Source organism: Listeria innocua (assembly GCF_028596125.1).
In the GTDB taxonomy this organism is placed as follows: domain Bacteria; phylum Bacillota; class Bacilli; order Lactobacillales; family Listeriaceae; genus Listeria; species Listeria innocua.
On record NZ_CP117229.1, the window covers coordinates 1794821 to 1808200 of the forward strand.

Sequence of the window (13380 nt, forward strand, 5' to 3'; positions counted from 1 at the left end):
ACGCACCTCACTATTTTTCAGGACTCACTTTTCTTAAGCTGGAAACAAAGAATCCATCGCTTCCGATATCTGTTGGTAAAAGTTGTACAAAATCGTCCTTCTTAATTTGTGCCAATTTTTCAGGAAGTACTACAGGTTCTAGTGCAAATTCTGGATGTTTTTCTAGGAATGCGCGCAAGACTGTTTCGTTTTCTTCCTTGTCAATGGTACAAGTACTATAAACTAATATACCATTTTCTTTTACTAATTGGCTAACATCATCTAAAATTGCTAGTTGAATTTCTGCTAATTTATGAATATCTTTTTCTGTTTTTGCGTATTTAATATCTGGTTTTCTACGAAGAACACCAAATCCTGAACACGGCGCATCAACTAAAATACGGTCAAACGTTTCTGGTTCAAACATCGTGCTTGCGGTTCTCGCATCTAAATGAGCTGTACGAATATTTAAAAGTTGTAATCTTTTGGCGGCTTGATCAATGAGTTTGGTTTTCTTTTCATGAATATCAAGTGCATGAACCATTCCAGTGCCATGCATTTTTTCAGCTATATGGGTTGTTTTTCCGCCTGGCGCTGCACAAGCATCTAGTACGGTTAAATTGTCTTCTAGTTGAAGCGCATAAGCTACGAGCATCGAACTTTCGTCTTGAATGCTACATTTGCCGTCTTTATAAGCTTTTGTTTCAGCTACAGACCCTTTTTCAACGAGTAAAGCTTCATCGATAAATTCGTTGCGAGTAACAGTGATACCTTGGTCATTTAATTCTTTGATTAGCTGCTCGGCGCGAATTTCCGTTTGGTTCACGCGTATACTTTGATGCGGGGCTACTAAGAATGCCAGACCAATTTCACGTAGTTTTTCGAGACCATATTGATCAGCCCATCTTCTCGCTAACCATTCCGGCAAGCTTGTTTCGACAGCGATTTTTTGTACTGGGTCTTTAATTAAATCAATACTTGGTACGCCTTTACGGATAACATTTCGTAATACCCCATTGACAAATTTCGTCACGCCTTGATGTCCAAGGTCTTTAGCAATATCGCCTGCTTCATTTAAAATCGCGTGTTCTGGAACTTTATCTAAAAAGGTTAGTTGGTAAACGGACATTCTTAATAGATTTTTCACCCAGTTATCTGGTTCTTTGTTTAGAAACGGCGCTAAGTAATAATCAAGTGTGATTTTGCGCTGTGTGGTTCCGTATACTAATTCTGTTAAAAGTCCTTTATCAAGCGGGTTTAACTTCTGTTTTTTTAGCGCGTCGTTAATTAATAGATGGCTGTATGATTGATTGTTTTCGATTTTAATGATGAGTTCTAATGCAATTGCACGAACTGTTTTTTGTTTTTTCATTTATTCACCAAACCTTGTCGTCTTGCTTAGATTTCTGCCAGCACCAGACATGAATGAATGGATATCCATTTTCGGTTTTCCAGCTGGTTGGATTACTGTTGGGACAATAAGTGTGCCGTCACCTGCTACGATTTTGAGCGTTGATTTATCTGTTAAAATCGTGCCCGGTTCGCCGCTTGTTTTTGTATCTTCAAACGTTGCTTCCCAAATTTTAAAAGGTTTTTCTTCAAGTGTCGTATAAGCAACTGGCCAAGGCGAAAGTCCACGAATTTGGTTAAAAATCGTCCGTCCTGGTTTTGTCCAATTTATTTTCTCTTGCTCTCTAGAAATATTTCGCGCGAAAGTTACTTTTTCTGGATTTTGTGCTACAGCGGTAATTTTTCCCGCTAAAAAGTCAGGTAATGTATCCATTAATAATTCTGCACCAAGCTTGCTTAATTTATCAAACATAGTACCAGTGTTATCTTCCTCTGTAATAGGAATTTTGCGCTGACTTATCATATCACCCGCATCCAATTTTTCAACCATATACATAATCGTCACGCCGGTTTCTGTTTTTCCGTCAAGCAGTGCATAATGGACCGGAGCCCCGCCACGATATTCTGGTAAAAGTGATGCGTGGACATTAATCGCGCCATGCTTAGGTGATTCAAGCAGGTTATTGGGTAGAATTTGACCGTATGCGGCTGTTACTAGTAAATCTGCTTCTAATGAAATAAGTTCTTCTAGCTCGCTAGATGTGCGTAATTTTTCTGGTTGATAAACTGGAATCCCTAATTCCAAAGCGGCTTTTTTTACAGGCGGCGGGGTTAAAATTCGTTTGCGTCCAACTGGTCGGTCTGGCTGTGTGACAACTGCAATCACATCATATGCTCTAGCTAATTGTTCTAAAACTGGGACAGAGAATGCAGGTGTTCCCATAAAAATAATTTTTGTCATCGGTTTACTCCTTTTACATTAATACGTATGGTTGTACGTCAATCGTTATCGTTAAGCCTTTTTGTTGGTCTTTTTGGTAATGGGTGATGAGTGTTTTGAGTTCTATTTTTAAGTTGGGTTCAATTTTATATTTAATAATACATTGGTAACGATATTTGTTTTTAATTCGGGTAATAGTGCTTGGTACTGGGCCAAGAATAACGGCATCAGGACCTAACTTTCCTCGTAAAAACTGCGCCATTTCTTGAATTGTTCGAATGGCTTTCATTTCATTTTCATCGCTGACATTAATCATCGTTAAGTAATAAAATGGTGGATAAGAACCCATTTTCCTGAGCTTCATCTCGTGGTTATAAAAGCCGATAAAGTCATGTTGTTTGGCAAATTCAATGCTGTAATGCTCTGGGTTATAGCTTTGGACAACTACTTCGCCAGTTCGCTCATGGCGCCCTGCCCGGCCACTTACTTGGGTGAGCAATTGAAAAGTTCGTTCTGAGGCACGAAAATCTGGCAAATGAAGCATGGTGTCCGCATTTAATACGCCAACTAACGTAATATCAGGAAAATCTAGCCCCTTAGCAATCATTTGTGTTCCTAGTAAAATATCCGCTTCATGGTTACGAAAGCTTTTGAGTAATTTTTCATGGGCGCCTTTTGTTCTTGTTGTATCTACATCCATTCGGATCACACGAGCTTCTGGAATCAGCTTCGTTAGGCTTTCTTCTACTTTTTGAGTACCTGTTCCAAAATAACGGATATGTTCGCCTTCACAGCTAGGACAATGCTTAGGGACACGTTCTTCATGACCACAGTAGTGACATTTCATTTGGTTGCTAGACTGGTGATAAGTGAGTGAAATATCACAGTTAGGACATTCGACAACATAACCACAATCACGACACATTACAAAAGAAGAGTAACCACGACGATTTAGCATTAAAACGGTTTGTTCTTTTTTGGCAATTCGGTCTTTAATTTTCTCTAACAATTCAGTCGAAAATTCAGTGCGGTTTTCTTTACGCAATTCTTCGCGCATATCCACAACCCGAACTTCCGGCATTGCACGATCATTCACTCGGCTAGGGAGTTCAATCAATGTATAAACGCCCTTTTTCGCTCTAGCAAAAGATTCAAGAGATGGTGTGGCACTCCCAAGAACGACTGGACATTGGTACTTTTCTGCGCGCCAAATCGCTACGTCTCTTGCATGATAGCGCGGATTATCTTCTTGTTTATAACTTGCTTCGTGCTCTTCATCAATAATAATTATTCCTAAATTTTCAAATGGTGCAAACACAGCGGAACGAGCGCCAACGACAACACGTGCTTCTTTCCGTTCGATTTTACGCCATTCATCGTATTTTTCTCCGGAAGAAAGGGCACTGTGGAGTACTGCAACTTCACTACCAAAGCGACTTTTAAAACGTTCTACCATTTGCGGTGTAAGGGAAATTTCTGGCACTAAAACGATAGCTTCTTTACCTTCTTTTAGTTTTGCTTCAATTGTTTGTAAATAGATTTCGGTTTTTCCGCTTCCGGTGACGCCGTGTATTAAGAAGGTTTCTTGCTCGGTTGCTGCAATGATTTTCTCACAGGCTAACGCTTGATCTGGTAGCAACTGGAGCGACTCACTTTTTTCAAATTGGTGATTTTCGTAAGGGTCGCGTGAAATGATTTTTTCTTGGATAGTGAGTATATTTAAATCTACTAATTTTTTTATTGTTGCATCGGTTGTTTCTGCTTGTTTTTTTAGTTCTGCAGCGGCAATTTCGGTTCCTTCAAATGCTTGAAAAAATGCTAATACACGTGATTGTGCTTTGGCGTTTTTAGGCATATCTTCTATTATTTCAGCTAATTGGTGCGGTGCCTTTAAACAGCTAACGACACGAACTTTTTTGCTTGTAATTTTATTTTTCACTTGGTAGACAACTTCCACGCTACCTTCTCTTACCCATCTGCCAATTTCTTTGAGTAAGCCGCGCGACTCTGCTACTTTCCAATCAAGTGTTTCATAACCTTCGAATAATCGTTCTAGCGCTTCATTTTCTTCATCTAAACGCAAAAAATATTTTTCATACTTCGCCCGTAGTGCAGCTGGTAACATGGCTTGATAAGCAGAAACGCGAAAACTAAGGGTATCCTCCGCTAACCAATCTCCTAGTTCCATCAATTCCTCGTTTAATACAGGCGCTAAATCCATGACTGCCTCAATACCTTTTAATTTCGGATTTTCTTCTGTTTCGCCAAGAGAAATGACAAAGCCTTGTATTTTACGATTTCCAAATGGGACACTCACTCGCATACCAGGACGAATAAGATCTTCTAAATCTTCTGGAATAAAGTAATCAAATGGACGATCCACTTGCATGGCTGGAACGTCCACAATAACTTTTGCTATATTAATCATTCGTTCACTTCCTTAAAAAGTTAGCGGCTTCTTCGATGATATGTTCTGCAACTTCTTTTTTGTCTAGTAACGGTAATGCCTCATTCGATCCATCTTTTCGGTAAAAAGTGACAATATTGGTATCTCCTGAAAAACCTGCGCCTGCCTCGCTAATATTATTTGCGACAATCATATCGGCATTTTTGGACGTGAGTTTTTTAAGTGCATTTGTTTCTAGGTTTTCTGTTTCAGCAGCAAAGCCAATTACTACTTGGTCAGCTGTTTTATTTTGGCCGATTTCAAGTAAAATGTCTTTTGTTCGTTTCATTTCAATTGTAAAATCGCCTGGTTGTTTTTTGATTTTTTGCTCTGAAACATTTGCTGGCGTGTAATCTGCTACGGCTGCTGTCATCACGAAAATATGCTGTTCGGCTTTACGTTCTAAAACAGCTTGATACATCTCATCCGCCGATTCAACATATACCGCTTCTACGCCTGGCGGTACGGGTAGTGTTTTGCTTGTCGTAATAAGCGTTACATTTGCACCGTGACGTGCTGCTGACTCAGCTATACTAAAGCCCATTTTCCCTGTAGAATGATTTGTAAAGTATCGTACTGGATCTAATTTTTCGCGAGTCGCGCCAGCTGTTACGAGTACTTTTTTGCCTTGAAGTAGGTCTTTATCTTCTTGAAAAAATTCCGCAATACGGAGAACGATTTTTTCGGGTTCTTCGAGGCGACCTCGGCCAACATAGCCACATGCCAAGTAACCTTCTTCTGGTTCAATAAAACGGACGCCATCTGCATATAGTCTGTTAATGTTTCGAATAACTGCTGGATGTTGAATCATATGGACGTTCATTGCTGGTGCAACCCAAACCGGCGCTTCTGTAGCAAGAATAGTTGTTGTTACCATATCATCAGCAATACCATTTGCCATTTTACCAATCAGATTTGCTGTTGCTGGTGCGACAATTACTAAATCAGCCCAGTCAGCTAAATCAATATGTGCAACCACACTAGATTTTTTTTCGTCAAAGGTGTCGGTATATACATCATTTTTGGATAATACTTGAAACGAAAGCGGTGGAACAAATTCTTGTGCGTGCTCGGTCATCATGACTTTAACGTTTGCACCTGCTTGCGTTAATTTACTTGTAAGTGCGACTGCTTTATAGACAGCAATGCCACCTGACACTGCGAGTAAAATATTTTTTCCTTGCATCGATAAGTCACCTCATTTTATTATAAAAAATCATTAGTTCTATTATACCTTAAATTAAGGCAGGACAAAACCATGAAGAAACTAGATTTCTGCTTATTTTTATGATAAGTCCAGCTAACAAAAAAGCCCCGCAATGAAGCGGAGCAGTTAGGCTTATTTCTCGTCGTTTTGTAAAACTAATTTTCCAGCGTGAATTTCTTCTAACGCTTTACCAACAAATTTATCAGATTGGTAGCTTGGTAATACACCTTTATCGTTTTCTAATTGCATGTAGCGCGCACGTTTAGCAGCCACAGTAACTAGCGAATATTTTGAGTCGATTTTTAGCAATAAATTATCAATTGATGGATATAACATCATTGTAATCCCTCCAACATTTTTTTGTAGCGATGAATTACTCGCTCGGTTTTTAAGTGTTCTGTTTCGACAATGCCTTTGATTTTTTGTACGGCTTTTGATACGACATCATTCACCACAGCATAATCATAAGACGCCATCATTTCGATTTCTTTCTTAGCTGTTTCCATGCGTTCCTCGACAACTTCCATCGATTCTGTACCGCGCCCGATAATCCGGTTTTTAAGCTCGGATAAATCTGGTGGCGTTAAGAAAATGAAAATTCCTTCTGGCATCGCTTTTCGAACTTGCATTGCTCCTTGTACTTCAATTTCGAGAAAAATGTCTATCCCAGCGGCTAGTTTTTCCTCGACATATTCAAGCGGAGTGCCGTAATAGTTACCGACATACTCTGCATATTCTAACATTTTTCCGTCTTTGATAGCTTGTTCAAACACTTCTCGTGAACGAAAATAATAATCGACACCGTCTTGTTCGCCTTCACGAGGAAGACGCGTTGTCATGGAAATAGAATAATCAAAACTTGTTTCCGGATCTTTAAAAACAGCTTCCCGAACAGTTCCCTTACCTACTCCAGATGGACCTGAAAGTACAATTAACAGTCCTCTTTCTGTCATCATTTCCCCTCCTGCATATCATTCCACATTTTGCACTTGTTCCCGAATTTTCTCTAGCGTCGTTTTCATTTCAACCACTTGTTCGGTGATTTTTAGAGAACTTGCTTTGGATCCAATGGTATTGATTTCGCGGTTCATTTCTTGGATAAGAAAATCCAGCTTCCGTCCAATTGGTTCTTCGAGTAAAATAATACCATAAAATTGCTTTAAATGGCTCTTAGTTCGTTCTACTTCTTCATTAATATCTGCCTTTTCAAGTAGCATTGCGACTTCTGTAAGAACGATACTAGGATCAAATTGGTCGCCCACAACGTTTTGTAAGCGAGTTTCAATTTTTTCTTGATAATGTTTTTCTGTATTTGGAATTTCGGCTTGAATGATTTCCAAACTTGTTTCGAGTGCTGTAAGATGTTGTTTGAAATATAGCAGTAATTCTGCTCCTTCCATACTTCTCATCTCGTCCAGTCGCTCGGTTGCGCGGGCAAGTGTGTCTAAAACTAGTCGCTCTAGCTCGCTACTTGCTTCCACTTCTTCTTCAATAGAAAGATAAGCTTGTTCTTGAAGTAAATCGGTCATTGTAGGTAATTCTTGTAATTCATATCGAGCGCTTGCTTGTTTAATAAAACGGTAATAGCTGTCTGCGAGGTCCCAATCAATATGTAGTTCACGTTTTGAAATTTGTTCTCCTGTGATGGAAAAGAAACATTCAATTCTACCACGTTTGATTTGCTTACTTATCGTCTTTTTTAATTTTCCTTCTAAATAAGCAAGTTGTTTTGGCATCCGAAAAAGAAATTCGGAGTAGCGGTGGTTGACTGCTTTTAATTCAATGGTTACTTTGAACGCTTCAAATTCTTTCGTAGCACGCCCAAATCCCGTCATGCTTTTCACCATTTGGCAAGACACCTTTCATAACTTAAAGTTTCCTCTAAGATTACTTGAAATTTGTTCTGACTTCTTATTATACCAAAGCTACTTCATGCATACAATACATTTTCGGAATGTATGTTAAAATAGAAAGTAACTAACTCAAAAAAGGAATGAATAACTAATGGCGTTTGATGCAATGTTTTTAAAAGCAATGACAGAAGAACTTGCGGAACATGGTGAAAGTGGTCGTATTATGAAAATCCACCAACCATTTTCGCATGAACTTGTTTTATATATTCGAAAAAACCGTGAAAATAAACGTCTGCTAATTTCTTCGCACCCTAGCTATGCCCGAATTCAGTGGACAGATGATATTCCAGAAAATCCAGCAACACCACCAATGTTCTGTATGTTACTCCGGAAATATTTAGAAGGGGCGATTATTGAGTCTATCACGCAACTTCCTAATGAACGGATTTTACAATTTAGTATTCGCGGGAAAGATGATATTGGCGAAAACCGTTTTTGCGATTTATTTGTGGAAATTATGGGGCGCCACAGTAATATTACCCTTGTCGATCGTGCGAAAAATGTGATTGTCGACTGTATTAAACACGTCTCTCCAGCACAAAATAGTTACCGGACACTTTTACCGGGGGCGACTTACGTGTTACCGCCTGCATCAGATAAACTGAACCCATTCGAGGTTAATTCGGAGCAAATTCTGGATAGACTTGATTTTACAGCAGGTCGAATCGACAAACAACTCGTACAAAATTTTGCAGGATTTAGTCCATTACTCGCTCGAGAAATTGTTTTTCGTGCTGGAAATTTAACAGCCGACTCACTTGTTTCTGCCTTTTTTGAAGTGATTGGGCTAGTGAATGAGCATTTAGGAAGTGCCGCTGTTCCAAACGAATGGCGGATCCAAAATAAGGAAGATTATTATTTCTTCCCGCTCCGTCATGTTGATGCTGTGACAACTGAATTCGCTAATTTAAGTGCCCTTTTAGATCATTTTTATATCGGCAAAGCGCGTCGTGACCGTGTTCACCAATTTGCGCATGATTTGGAAAAACTGATTTCCAATGAACTCGCTAGAAGTAGACTGAAAATCGAAAAACTCGAAAACACCTTACTTGAAACAGAAAAAGCGGACGTTTACCGCATCCAAGGTGAGCTTCTAACAGCTAATTTACATTTAATGGAGCGCGGAATGGAAGAAATTACCGTCGAAAATTTTTACGATGATATGAAAAAAATGACGATCCCGCTTGACTCTAGAAAAACGCCATCTGCCAATGCGCAAAGTTACTTTAGTCGTTATCAAAAATTACGTAACGCCGTCGAAGTAGTAAAAGAGCAAATCGTACTTACTAAAGAAGAAATTTCTTATTTAGAGTCCGTTGAAGCCCAACTAGAAACTTCCGGTCCAGAAGATGTGGAAGAAATTCGCCAAGAACTAGCTGAACAAGGCTATCTTCGTTACAAACAGAAAAAAGGCAGCCGTAAAAAAGCTACTTTACCCACACCAGAAAAATATACTTCTTCGACCGGCTTATCAATTTTAGTTGGAAAAAATAATAAACAAAATGATTATTTAACGAATAAATTAGCTCGAAATAATGAATATTGGTTCCACGTGAAGGATTTACCCGGTTCGCATGTCGTGATTCAGTCAAATAATCCGGATGAGACTTCTATTACAGAGGCAGCGATGATTGCCGCCTACTACTCCAAAGCGCGTCTTTCAGCAACTGTTCCGGTCGACGGCACACTTGTAAAACACGTTAAAAAACCAAATGGCGCTAAACCTGGTTATGTTATTTACGATAATCAAACAACATATTTTGTCACACCAGATGAAACACTTGTTTTAGCGCTGAAAAATTAACGGTTCCCTCGCGGAGCCGTTTTTTCTTTCAAATTTAGGGTAGATATTATACTGACTTTACTTTTTTATTGGAAGGATGATAGACAAATGAAAATTTTATTAATTGGCGCTTCAGGTACGCTTGGTTCTGCGGTGAAAGAACGTTTGGAGAAAAAAGCCGAAGTGATTACTGCTGGTAGACATAGTGGTGATGTTACCGTGGATATAACAAATATTGATAGTATAAAAAAAATGTACGAACAAGTGGGTAAGGTAGACGCGATTGTTTCAGCAACTGGGAGCGCCACTTTTTCACCTTTAACGGAATTAACTCCAGAGAAAAATGCCGTGACAATTAGTAGTAAATTAGGCGGGCAAATTAATCTCGTTTTACTAGGAATTGACTCATTAAATGATAAAGGAAGCTTTACACTTACGACTGGGATTATGATGGAAGATCCAATCGTTCAAGGTGCTTCCGCTGCCATGGCTAACGGTGCAGTAACCGCTTTTGCAAAATCTGCGGCGATTGAAATGCCACGCGGAATTCGGATTAATACAGTGAGCCCGAATGTACTAGAAGAATCTTGGGATAAACTAGAACCATTTTTCGAAGGTTTCCTCCCAGTTCCTGCTGCAAAAGTTGCCCGTGCGTTTGAAAAAAGTGTTTTTGGTGCACAAACGGGTGAAAGTTATAAAGTATATTAATAAAAAACAGCTCACCTCTAACGGTGAGCTGTTTTTTTATTTTCCCCAAACTTCTGGGTTTTTCTTCCATTCTTTCAAGGTTGCCATATCTTCAGTAGTAACGTAATTTTTATTTAAAGCGACTTCAATCAGTTCGTCATAATTTGTTAAAGTTACTAGTTTTGTATCAGATTCTTCAAGTAGTTTTTTACCTTTATCTAATCCATATGTAAAGATGGCTGCGATTCCTAGTACTTCTGCTCCGGCTTCCTCTAAAGCCTCAACTGCTTTAAGCGAACTTCCACCTGTTGAAATCAAATCTTCAATCACAACTACTTTTTGACCTTTAGTAAGTGGCCCTTCGATTTGGTTCCCTTTGCCATGTTCTTTTGCTTTTGAACGTACGTAGACCATTGGTAAATCTAGTAAATCGCTTACCCAAGCGGCGTGTGGGATTCCTGCCGTCGCGGTTCCTGCTACAACATCTACTTCGCCAAAATTTTCTTTGATTTTTTCTGCTAACGATTTAGCGATAAATTGACGAACTTTTGGAAAGCCTAGTGTTAGACGATTATCACAGTAAATAGGTGATTTAATGCCGGAAGCCCAAGTGAATGGCTCGTTTGGTTTTAAAAATACCGCTTTAATTTCTAATAATTGTTCCGCAACTTGTTTTTCAATACTCATGCATTCCACTCCTTCAAAACTTGATTATATGCTGCTACTGGGTCGTTTGCTCGAGTGATAGAGCGACCAACGACGATATTCGATGATCCAATCGAACGAGCTTTTTCAGGTGTTACGACGCGGATTTGATCGTCTGTCGCATCACTTGCTAATCGAATACCTGGCGTTACGCGTAAAAAGTCAGAACCATTTTGTAGTTTAATTTCGTCTGCTTCGAGTGCTGAGCAGACAACACCATCTAGCCCTGCTTGTTTGGTTAAATCACTGTAATGTAGCACTGATTCAAGAAGACTAGCCTTTACTAATTGTTCCTTTTGCATGTCGGTTTCACTTGTACTAGTAAGTTGTGTCACTGCGATAAGTTTTGGACGTTTGCCACTTGTTGAACCTATTTCAAGACCTTCACGAGCAGCTTCCATCATTTTCTTTCCGCCTGATGCATGAACATTCACCATATCAACACCTAGTTTTGCCAAACCAATCATCGCACTTTTGACCGTATTTGGAATATCGTGGAGTTTCAAATCTAGAAAAATAGCATGATTTTGTTGCTTTATTTTTTCAACAATGGCTGGACCGTTACTATAAAAAAGTTCCATACCGACTTTTACGGATAAAGATTCTCCGGAAAACTGGGCTAAAAAAGCCTCTACTTCTTGGTAAGTTTGAAAATCTAGCGCGATAATTGGTTTATTCATTGGTTTAGTAGCTCCTTTTTAAGTTCTTGTAGAGAAGAAATGCCGAGTTCGTCCATTCTTTTTGGCAGTTCGGTAATTAATTTTGGGCAAATAAAGGGATCTGTAAAATTCATCGTTCCGACTGCGACTGCATCTGCCCCAGCAATTAAGAATTCTAGCACGTCATCAACGGTTTGCACGCCGCCCATGCCGATGATAGGAATATTACTTACAGCACGAACTTGATGAATCATCCGGATAGCAACTGGTTTAATCGCTGGACCTGAAAGCCCACCTGTACCATTAGCGATGACTGGTTTTCTAGTTTTTAAATCTATCCGCATACCGAGTAACGTATTAATCATCGTTAGTCCATCTGCCCCCGCCGCTTCAATTGCTTGGGCGATGGAAATAATATCCGCTACATTCGGTGATAATTTTACATAAACTGGCACACTTGCGACACTTTTCACGGCTTTTGTTAAACGGTGCGCTACTTCCGGATCTGTTCCAAAAGCAATGCCGCCGTGTTTCACATTTGGGCAAGAAATATTGAGCTCGATTGCTTTTACTGCTTTTGATTCCCCGATTCGGGAGCAGACTTGAACATAATCGTCCTCCGTCGCACCTGCTACATTGGCGATAATCGGCGTTTCAAATTGCTCTAAAAATGGTAATTCATGGGCTAAAACATGTTCCAAACCAGGATTCTGTAAGCCAATTGCATTAAGCATTCCGCTCGCTGTTTCTGCTACTCGTGGTGTGGGATTTCCAAGTCTAGGTTCTGGTGTGACTGCTTTTGCCATAATCGCACCAAGTTCATTTAAATCATAGTATTTGCTATATTCTTGTCCGAATCCAAAACACCCAGATGCTGGCATAATCGGATTTTTTAAGGATAATCCTGGAATTTCTACCGCTAATCGATTCATAAACTCACCTCATCTGCACGAAATACTGGGCCATCCTCGCACACTTTAAATTGCTTCTTCGTATCCCCAGCTTTTGGACAAACACATGCATAGCAAGCTCCAATTCCACAAGCCATTCGTTCTTCTAAAGAAAGATATGTTTTTGTTTCTGGAAAACTTGCTTTCACAGCTTGTAACATCGCTTTTGGTCCGCAACTATAGATAACGTCTGGCTCTTCTGGAAAATTTTTCGTAATATCCGTGACAAAGCCTTGTGTTCCGTATGATCCATCGACTGTCGCAATATGCACAGTGCCGTATTCTGTCATTTCTTTTTCATAAAAACTGTCTTTTTCAGATTGGAACCCGTTTACAAACGTGACTTGTACGCCTTTATCAGCTAGCTCTTTACCAAGTTGATACATTGGAGGGACACCAATTCCACCCCCGATTAAAAGAGCGGTTTTTGGTGCCGGAATAGTATTTAAATCAAAACCTTTTCCAAGCGGACCTAACACATCGATAGAATCTCCTTTTGAAAGACTACTGAAATCTTTAGTCCCATCTCCTTCTACCCGGTATAAGAGAATGCATGTCTTTGCCGTTTTATCATAAGAACAAATACTGATTGGTCGTCTCATTAATAAATCAGAGCGACTTGGTTTTAGCATTAAAAACTGCCCCGGTGACATGTCGGCTACACATTCTCCTGATAAGATTAATTCGTATACTTTATCTGCAATTTCGGTTTGCTGAATGACTTTCATTTCCGTCTGTAACACGGTTCCACCCCGTTTCTT

Annotated in this window: 12 protein-coding genes and 1 pseudogene; 2 read left to right on the plus strand and 11 right to left on the minus strand. The window is 39.5% G+C overall.

Going from position 1 to position 13380, the window contains the following annotated elements:
* Nucleotides 1-10 precede the first annotated feature (10 nt).
* The 7 genes from rsmB to PQQ29_RS09515 all read right to left on the minus strand — a co-directional run bounded on the left by rsmB (nucleotide 11) and on the right by PQQ29_RS09515 (nucleotide 7769).
* Nucleotides 11-1351 (minus strand): 16S rRNA (cytosine(967)-C(5))-methyltransferase RsmB, encoded by a 1341-nt coding sequence (gene rsmB, locus PQQ29_RS09485; protein WP_003767441.1) that lies wholly within the window; start codon nucleotides 1349-1351, stop codon nucleotides 11-13.
* Nucleotides 1352-2290, minus strand: a complete 939-nt coding sequence (gene fmt / locus PQQ29_RS09490; RefSeq protein WP_187983949.1) for a methionyl-tRNA formyltransferase — start codon at nucleotides 2288-2290, stop codon at nucleotides 1352-1354.
* A 13-nt stretch (nucleotides 2291-2303) separates the two neighbouring features.
* Nucleotides 2304-4697 carry a primosomal protein N' gene (priA, locus tag PQQ29_RS09495; protein ID WP_187983948.1) on the minus strand — a complete coding sequence of 798 codons (2394 nt, stop codon included), beginning with the start codon at nucleotides 4695-4697 and terminating at the stop codon, nucleotides 2304-2306.
* A gap of 4 nt (nucleotides 4698-4701) precedes the next feature.
* Nucleotides 4702-5901 carry a bifunctional phosphopantothenoylcysteine decarboxylase/phosphopantothenate--cysteine ligase CoaBC gene (gene coaBC / locus PQQ29_RS09500; RefSeq protein WP_187983947.1) on the minus strand — a complete coding sequence of 400 codons (1200 nt, stop codon included), beginning with the start codon at nucleotides 5899-5901 and terminating at the stop codon, nucleotides 4702-4704.
* A gap of 153 nt (nucleotides 5902-6054) precedes the next feature.
* Nucleotides 6055-6258, minus strand: a complete 204-nt coding sequence (gene rpoZ, locus PQQ29_RS09505) for a DNA-directed RNA polymerase subunit omega (RefSeq protein WP_003762944.1) — start codon at nucleotides 6256-6258, stop codon at nucleotides 6055-6057.
* A complete protein-coding gene (gmk, locus tag PQQ29_RS09510; RefSeq protein ID WP_010991026.1) occupies nucleotides 6258-6875 on the minus strand; it encodes a guanylate kinase in 618 nt (205 codons plus the stop codon). The genes rpoZ and gmk overlap by 1 nt, the downstream gene beginning before the upstream one ends.
* An 18-nt stretch (nucleotides 6876-6893) precedes the next feature.
* Complete coding sequence (locus PQQ29_RS09515) at nucleotides 6894-7769, minus strand: YicC/YloC family endoribonuclease (RefSeq protein WP_003762948.1); 876 nt, start codon at nucleotides 7767-7769, stop codon at nucleotides 6894-6896.
* Between the two features lie 157 nt (nucleotides 7770-7926).
* Between PQQ29_RS09515 and fbpA the strand changes: the two genes are divergently transcribed.
* Together fbpA and PQQ29_RS09525 are read left to right on the plus strand one after the other, a co-directional pair.
* Nucleotides 7927-9639, plus strand: coding sequence for an Rqc2 family fibronectin-binding protein FbpA (gene fbpA / locus PQQ29_RS09520; RefSeq protein ID WP_187983946.1), 1713 nt, complete (start codon nucleotides 7927-7929; stop codon nucleotides 9637-9639).
* Between the two features lie 87 nt (nucleotides 9640-9726).
* On the plus strand, nucleotides 9727-10326 hold the full coding sequence (locus tag PQQ29_RS09525) for a short chain dehydrogenase (RefSeq protein WP_003769304.1): 600 nt from the start codon (nucleotides 9727-9729) through the stop codon (nucleotides 10324-10326).
* A gap of 36 nt (nucleotides 10327-10362) precedes the next feature.
* On the opposite strand, the gene pyrE is transcribed toward PQQ29_RS09525, so the two are convergent.
* The 4 genes and pseudogenes from pyrE to PQQ29_RS09545 form a co-directional block, all read right to left on the minus strand.
* The gene (pyrE, locus tag PQQ29_RS09530) at nucleotides 10363-10992 is read right to left on the minus strand and encodes an orotate phosphoribosyltransferase (RefSeq protein WP_045554488.1); all 630 of its coding nucleotides are present in this window, start codon (nucleotides 10990-10992) and stop codon (nucleotides 10363-10365) included.
* Nucleotides 10989-11690 (minus strand): orotidine-5'-phosphate decarboxylase, encoded by a 702-nt coding sequence (pyrF, locus tag PQQ29_RS09535; protein ID WP_010991028.1) that lies wholly within the window; start codon nucleotides 11688-11690, stop codon nucleotides 10989-10991. The genes pyrE and pyrF overlap by 4 nt, the downstream gene beginning before the upstream one ends.
* A complete protein-coding gene (locus PQQ29_RS09540) occupies nucleotides 11687-12601 on the minus strand; it encodes a dihydroorotate dehydrogenase (RefSeq protein ID WP_003762958.1) in 915 nt (304 codons plus the stop codon). The genes pyrF and PQQ29_RS09540 overlap by 4 nt, the downstream gene beginning before the upstream one ends.
* A pseudogene (locus tag PQQ29_RS09545) lies at nucleotides 12598-13365 on the minus strand (dihydroorotate dehydrogenase electron transfer subunit); the annotation flags it as partial. The gene PQQ29_RS09540 and the pseudogene PQQ29_RS09545, both read right to left, overlap by 4 nt.
* Nucleotides 13366-13380: the final 15 nt, after the last annotated feature.

Bases quoted from the DNA above. Each gene is read 5' to 3' on its own strand.
- pyrF (WP_010991028.1), bottom strand. From the start codon at position 11,690: ATGAATAAACCAATTATCGCGCTAGATTTTCAAACTTACCAAGAAGTA.
- fmt (WP_187983949.1), bottom strand. From the start codon at position 2,290: ATGACAAAAATTATTTTTATGGGAACACCTGCATTCTCTGTCCCAGTT.
- rsmB (WP_003767441.1), bottom strand. From the start codon at position 1,351: ATGAAAAAACAAAAAACAGTTCGTGCAATTGCATTAGAACTCATCATT.
- priA (WP_187983948.1), bottom strand. From the start codon at position 4,697: ATGATTAATATAGCAAAAGTTATTGTGGACGTTCCAGCCATGCAAGTG.
- PQQ29_RS09540 (WP_003762958.1), bottom strand. From the start codon at position 12,601: ATGAATCGATTAGCGGTAGAAATTCCAGGATTATCCTTAAAAAATCCG.
- coaBC (WP_187983947.1), bottom strand. From the start codon at position 5,901: ATGCAAGGAAAAAATATTTTACTCGCAGTGTCAGGTGGCATTGCTGTC.
- fbpA (WP_187983946.1), top strand. From the start codon at position 7,927: ATGGCGTTTGATGCAATGTTTTTAAAAGCAATGACAGAAGAACTTGCG.
- rpoZ (WP_003762944.1), bottom strand. From the start codon at position 6,258: ATGTTATATCCATCAATTGATAATTTATTGCTAAAAATCGACTCAAAA.
- gmk (WP_010991026.1), bottom strand. From the start codon at position 6,875: ATGACAGAAAGAGGACTGTTAATTGTACTTTCAGGTCCATCTGGAGTA.
- PQQ29_RS09525 (WP_003769304.1), top strand. From the start codon at position 9,727: ATGAAAATTTTATTAATTGGCGCTTCAGGTACGCTTGGTTCTGCGGTG.
- pyrE (WP_045554488.1), bottom strand. From the start codon at position 10,992: ATGAGTATTGAAAAACAAGTTGCGGAACAATTATTAGAAATTAAAGCG.
- PQQ29_RS09515 (WP_003762948.1), bottom strand. From the start codon at position 7,769: ATGGTGAAAAGCATGACGGGATTTGGGCGTGCTACGAAAGAATTTGAA.